General features: G+C 66.6%; 6 protein-coding genes. 2 read left to right on the top strand and 4 right to left on the bottom strand.

Annotation, left to right across the window (positions count from 1 at the left end):
* Positions 1-995 (bottom strand): TonB-dependent receptor (locus VJ655_RS06735; protein WP_324110294.1); only part of this gene is annotated, 995 nt, incomplete at its 3' end.
* Between the two features lie 609 nt (positions 996-1,604).
* On the opposite strand from VJ655_RS06735, the gene VJ655_RS06730 reads away from it, so the two are divergent.
* Positions 1,605-2,012 (top strand): TIGR01244 family sulfur transferase, encoded by a 408-nt coding sequence (locus tag VJ655_RS06730; protein ID WP_324110293.1) that lies wholly within the window; start codon positions 1,605-1,607, stop codon positions 2,010-2,012.
* A 4-nt stretch (positions 2,013-2,016) separates the two neighbouring features.
* Here the strand turns inward: VJ655_RS06730 and VJ655_RS06725 are convergent, their stop codons facing one another.
* Complete coding sequence (locus VJ655_RS06725; RefSeq protein WP_324110292.1) at positions 2,017-2,163, bottom strand: hypothetical protein; 147 nt, start codon at positions 2,161-2,163, stop codon at positions 2,017-2,019.
* A gap of 78 nt (positions 2,164-2,241) precedes the next feature.
* On the opposite strand from VJ655_RS06725, the gene VJ655_RS06720 reads away from it, so the two are divergent.
* Positions 2,242-3,132, top strand: coding sequence for an MBL fold metallo-hydrolase (locus VJ655_RS06720; protein ID WP_324110291.1), 891 nt, complete (start codon positions 2,242-2,244; stop codon positions 3,130-3,132).
* Between the two features lie 161 nt (positions 3,133-3,293).
* On the opposite strand, the gene VJ655_RS06715 is transcribed toward VJ655_RS06720, so the two are convergent.
* Positions 3,294-4,949 carry a long-chain-fatty-acid--CoA ligase gene (locus VJ655_RS06715; protein WP_324110290.1) on the bottom strand — a complete coding sequence of 552 codons (1,656 nt, stop codon included), beginning with the start codon at positions 4,947-4,949 and terminating at the stop codon, positions 3,294-3,296.
* A 236-nt stretch (positions 4,950-5,185) separates the two neighbouring features.
* A partial coding sequence (locus VJ655_RS06710) for an AAA family ATPase (protein WP_324110289.1) occupies positions 5,186-5,471 on the bottom strand: 286 nt, incomplete at its 5' end.

Genomic DNA, 5,471 nt, shown 5'->3' with positions numbered 1-5,471 from the left:
CGGTGCTTCTTCTGGTACGAACCGAAGACCCACAGGCGATCCTTGATGATCGGGCCGCCCAGGGTGAAGGCGGTGTCGTAGGTCTTGAAGCCGCCCGACGACTGGTGCTTGTCCTTGGCGACCAGGCTGTCGTTCTGCAGGTAGTAGTTCAGCGAGCCGTGCCACTGGTTGGAGCCCGACTTGGTCACGACGCGCGAGACCAGGCCCGAACCACCGGCGTATTCAGCCGGCAGACCGCCGACCAGGACTTGCTGTTCCTGGATGATTTCCGAGTTGAAGTTGGCGCCGAAAGTGCCGGTCGTCGGGTCGGTTACGTCGACGCCGTCGAGGAAGTACAGGTTGTCGGACGACGAACCGGTGGCGCCGTCGACGTCGGCGTAGTTGACGCCCGAACGCGACGAGGGGTTGCCGCCCGAGGACGGCTTCACGCCCGGAATCAGCTGCAGGTAGGTCTGGTAGCTGCGGCCCGTGGGGAGCGATTCCACGGTCTCCAGGGTCAGCGTCGTGCCGACCATGGCCGAGGTGACGTCGACGGCCGCGAGCGAACGGCCGGTGATGACGACTTCCTCGACGGTGTTGCCGGTGGCGGCCAGCGCATAACCGACGCTGAGGTCCTTGCCGCTGACGACGGCGACGTTGCTGGTGCTGAAGTCGGTGTAGCCGGGCGAGGCCACGCTCACCGTGTAGTTGGTGGCCGGGTCAAGGCCGCTGACGCGGACGCGACCTTCGGCGTCGGTGACGCCCGTACGGGTCACCAGGCTGTCGGGCGAGCGGATCGTCACCGTGGCGCCGGCGACAGGGGCGCCGTTCGCGCCGTTGACGGTGACGCGCAGGGCGCCGGTTTGCGACTGAGCCAGGGCGGCCCCCGCCACAACCATGCCGAGGGCGATGCCGAGCGCGGCGCGGCTCACCCCTTTGGACAGGTCCTTGAAGCGCTTTTGATTGGGCGTCAAAGCCTGGCGCGCCGACATGGCGCTGTCTTCGATGGAATTCATGCTGATCAGCATCCCCTCTGTACGTGGCGCGGGCGGCAAGCCGGACAGAACCCCTCTAGAAACTTTGTCCGGCCTGGAGCGGAAAACCGCCTAACGGCGCCACCAGATCACTAGTGTCCCGGAAACAATTTCCCCGGTTAAGGGGACGTTAGGAGTGGCCGCCGCCGAGGGTCAATTGTCATTGCGAAATTGTAATCGACATGGCGCGCGTCTGTCGCAAAAACGCCACAGCATCGCCTCTTTTCCGGCAATCAGCGTCCGCCGTTCATGTCGGCGGTTATTAAGGTTGAGCAATATATTCCCGATGATATTGTTTTAGCTGGTCTATTTTGATCACAAATAACGAGGTTCTTGAAATCGAAGTTTTGCTTAGGCGACAGATACAAAATTGCTTGCCCCGCTTGACTTGCAACAAACCATGCCTGTTTGGACGGCTCAAAGATGAAATTAGTTTAACTTTCGGACGGTGCGGCGGCGGAACTCAACCGCCACGCGCCTCGTAATCGCGCATCGCCCGGAGCTTTCCTGACCATTGCCTAGGCGACCGTCCCTCGCAAAGATGGGGCGGCGGCGGATCGCGTCGCGAGAATTTTTTGCACCGGCGGATCCATGAGTGATTTTCGACGCGTCACCGACTCTCTCTCGGTGAGCCCCCAGGTCTCCGAAGCCGACATGGCCAAGGCCGCGGCGGAGGGATTCGTGCTGGTGATCAACAATCGGCCGGACGGCGAGGATCCCAGCCAGCCGTCGAGCGCGACGATCGAGGCGGCGGCGCGGGCCGCGGGGCTCGACTATCTCTACGTGCCCGTACGCGGCGGCCCGACGCCGGAGCAGGTCGAGGCGGTTCGCGCGGCGGTCGACGCCGCCCAGGGCCCGGTGCTGGCCTTCTGTCGCTCGGGCACGCGTTCGATCGTGACCTGGTCGGTCGGCCAGGCGCTGGCGGGCGCCGATCGCCAGACCCTGGTCGATCAGGGGCTCCAGGCCGGTTACGACCTGTCGGGCGTCCTGCCGAACTAAGCCGCTAGAAGGAGACCGCCTGGCGCGCCGCCATTGGCGTCGGTTCGGCCTGGCAGCTGGCCAGGACGAATTGCGCCAGCATGATACACAGGACGGCGAAGGCCGCGCGCTGGAGCCGTTTTGAAACAAAAATCGCCGCGTCCGCCGCCATGGCCAGGGTCTCCGGGTTACTTGGGGCCGTCCAGCGCAAGAGCGGCGCCGCCATCAGGCTGAAACCGGGAGCCTCCGCATGATTCCCTTCGTCCGCGAGTTGGCGTTCGAATATGGCCGCTGCGACCAGGTCTCGCCGCTGATCCGGCGGGTGATCGCCCGCAATCCGGGCCCGTTCACCTATACCGGCACCGGCGTCTACATCGTGGGCCGGGACGAGGTGGCGGTGATCGATCCCGGCCCCGACCTTCCCGAGCATTTCGAGGCGCTGAAGGCGGCCCTGGCCGGCGAGCGCGTGACCCACGTGCTGGTCACCCACCATCACCTCGACCACAGCCCCCTCGCCCGTCCCCTGGCCGAGGCGTTCGGCGCCAAGGTGTACGGTCGGCCCGCCCCGCCGGACCATGGCGAGGCCACGGCTCCGGGTCTGGAGGAAGGCGCCGATGGCCGTTTCCGGCCGGACGTCGAACTCGCCGACGGCGACGTGCTGAGCGGGCCTGGCTGGACGCTCGAGGCGCTGACCACGCCGGGTCACACCTCCAACCATGTCTGCTTTACGCTGCGCGAGGAGAACGCCCTGTTCTCCGGCGACCACATCATGGGCTGGTCGACGACGGTGATCACCCCGCCGGACGGCGACATGGGCGACTATTTCGAAAGCCTGGCCAAGGTGCGGGCCCAGAACTTCGACACCCTGTGGCCGACGCACGGCGCCCCGGTGCGCGAGGTCGGCCCGTTCGTCGACGCTTATGTCGCCCACCGCCGGGCCCGCGAGGCTCAGATCCTCGAGGCGCTGAACGCGGGCTTCACGTCAATCCCGGCCATGGTCCCGAGCCTCTACGCCGCCGTCGATCCCCGCCTGCACCCGGCGGCCGCCCTCTCGGTCCTGGCCCACATGATCCTGCTGGTGAAGGAAGGCCGAGTCGTCGCCGAAGGCGCGGGACTGGAAGGGAAGTACCGGCTGGCGTGACGGGGGACAGACTCCATCGCGTCTGAAGGCCGCCAGTCCTTCGAGGATCCCTCGTCATCCCGGAAGCCTCGCAGAGGCTATCCGGGACCCAGGGGTCGGCTCCACAGTCCGCTTCGCGGTCTTCCGGCCGGGATGACGAGAGCCAGGCGTTGGGGGAGGCCCTAACCCGGCAGCGCGTACCCCTCGTCGGTCAAGTGCTTGCGGATCAGCTTCTTGTCGATCTTGCCGGTCGCGCCCAGCGGAATGTCCTCGACGAACAATACGTCGTCAGGCGTCCACCACTTGGCGATCTTGCCCTGCAGGAAGTCGAGGAACTCCAGCCGCGTCGCCGTCTCGCCGGGCTTGAGTTTGATCAGCAACACCGGACGCTCGTCCCACTTCGGATGGGGCACGCCGACCACGGCGGCCAGGGCCGCCTTGGGATGGCCCACGGCGATGTTCTCGATCTCGATCGTGCTGATCCACTCGCCGCCCGACTTGACCACGTCCTTGGCCCGGTCGGTGATCTGCATGAAGCCTTCCGGGTCGATCGTGGCGACGTCCCCGGTGTCGAAATAGCCCTCCTCGTCGAGGATATCGCCGCCCGCGCCCTTGAAATATTCGGCCGCGATGATCGGGCCGCGGATCTTCAGGTGGCCGAACGCCTTGCCGTCGTGGGGCAGGCGCTTGTCGTCGTCGTCCTTCAGGCAGATGTCGACGCCCAGCGGCGGGCGCCCCTGCTTCAGGCGCCACGGCATCTGCTGATCATAGGGCAGCTTGGCCAGGTCCTCGGTCATCACCGACAGGGTTCCGACCGGCGAGGTCTCGGTCATGCCCCAGGCGTGGACCACCTCGACGCCGTAGTTGTCGTGGAAGGCGCGGATGATGCTCTCGGGGCAAGCCGCCCCGCCGATCACCACCTTCTTCAGGGTAGTGATCTTGCCGTTGGTGCTCTCCAGATGATGCAGCAGCATCTGCCAGACGGTCGGCACGGCGGCCGAGAAGGTCACCCCTTCCGTCTCCAGCAGCTCGTGGATCGAGGCCCCGTCCATCTTGGCCCCCGGCATCACCATCTTGGCCCCGGTCCCCGGCCCCGAGAAGGCCACGCCCCAGGCGTTGGCGTGGAACATCGGAACCACCGGCAGCACGACATCCTTCTGCGACAGCCCCATCACGTCCGGCTGCAGGGTGATGAAGGTGTGCAGGAAGTTGGAGCGGTGCGAGTACAGCACCCCCTTGGGGTCGCCCGTCGTGCCCGAGGTGTAGCAGAGCCCCGCCGCCGTCTCCTCGGGGAAGCCGCCCCAGGCGCAGTCGGCCGAGTGCTGCTCGACCAAGTCCTCATAGGCCAGCAGACCCTTGAAGTGCGGCGCGTCCCCCGAGAGGGCGAAGTCGGCCGGCATGTGGTCGCGGTCGGTGAACACCACCACGTGCTCGACGCTGGGGATGCGCGGGACGATCTGCTTGATGATCGGCAGGAAGGTCAGGTCGGTGAAGATCACCCGATCCCCGGCGTGGTCGCCGATCCAGGCGATCTGCTCGGGGAACAGGCGCGGGTTCAGGGTGTGGCAGATCATGCCCAGCCCCATGATCCCGTACCAGGCCTCCATGTGACGGCCGGTGTTCCAGGCCAGGGTGCCGATCCGGTCGCCGGGCTTCAGTCCCAGGCCCAACAGCGCGTTCGACACGCGCTTGGCGCGATCGCGCATCTGGCCGTAGGTCGTGCGCACGATAGGCCCCTCGACCGACCGGCTGACCACCTCGCGATCGGCATGCCAGCGCGCCGCGTGATCGATGATCTTGTCGAGGGTCAGCGCCCCATGCTGCATCAGCCCGTACATCGGCTTGTTTCTCTCCCGGTTGATTATCGTTGTTCAGGAGAAGCTAGAGGGGCGCGCGCCGTTGTGCAATGCAGCACGCCCATAGGTCGAGCGGTGGAGCGCGTGATGCGAACAAGCGCGAAGGCTCGCCGCCAAATGACCACTCACGCTCGTCATACCGGTCGAGGCTTCCGGGATGACGAGGGGCGAGCCGGACTATGCCGCGCGAGACTCGCCCTTATGGCGCCGTCCGCCCCCTACCCCATCGCCTCGGCCAGGGCGCGAGCCTCGTCCTCGAAGGCGCTGACCGTGTCGACCTTGCGCCAGGCGATCTCGCCCGGGTCACGGGCCAGCTGGGACTCGAGCACCGCCACGTCGGCGTCGGAAGCGTCGTTGACCCGCGCGGCGACGCGGGCGCGCAGCACCTCGGGCGGGGCTTCCAGCCAGACGCCCTGGAAGGCGACGTCGCAGGTCTTGGCGAGAACCTCGGCGCGGGCGCGTTCCTCGGGCTTGAGGAACACCGCGTCGACCACCACCGAGCGG

The organism is Caulobacter sp., assembly GCF_035254145.1.
In the GTDB taxonomy this organism is placed as follows: domain Bacteria; phylum Pseudomonadota; class Alphaproteobacteria; order Caulobacterales; family Caulobacteraceae; genus Caulobacter.
This window is presented reverse-complemented; position numbering and strand designations above follow the sequence as displayed.